The sequence below is a fragment of the Trinickia soli genome, assembly GCF_002879855.1.
Lineage (GTDB): Bacteria > Pseudomonadota > Gammaproteobacteria > Burkholderiales > Burkholderiaceae > Trinickia > Trinickia soli.
In genome coordinates this window covers 1-408 of record NZ_PNYB01000090.1, presented here as the reverse complement: position 1 = coordinate 408, position 408 = coordinate 1, and the positions used below count along the sequence as shown (strand labels likewise).

Annotated in this window: 1 protein-coding gene; it reads left to right on the top strand. The window is 58.8% G+C overall.

Translation table 11 applies throughout. From position 1 onward, the window contains the following. A partial coding sequence (locus C0Z19_RS27770) for an ABC transporter substrate-binding protein (RefSeq protein WP_158243074.1) occupies positions 1–408 on the top strand: 408 nt, incomplete at both ends.

The following is a 408-nucleotide window of genomic DNA, read 5'->3' as shown; positions in this document are numbered from 1 at the left end:
CTTCTCGCCATACGTCTCGAAGATCAAGTCGTCGGGTGCCGACACCGTCATCACCGGCAACTGGGGCAGCGACCTGGCACTGCTCATCAAAGCCGGTAAGGATGCAGGCCTGAACGCGAACTTCTATACGTACTACGCCTCGACCACGGGCGTGCCGACAGCGATGGGCTCCGCAGGGGCAGATCATGTGAAATACGTGGGCTACTGGAACGTCAACAACGACGGCTACAAGGGCGCTGATATCGTCGAGGGCTACAAGAAGAAGTACAACGACGATTACTACCTCATGGCGTCGTACACCGGCATCGCCATGCTGGCCAAGGCCATCAAGCAGACGAAGTCGGCCGAGCCTGCCAAGGTGGCCAAGGCCTTCGAAGGCATGAAGGTCGACAGCCTGAACGGCACCTT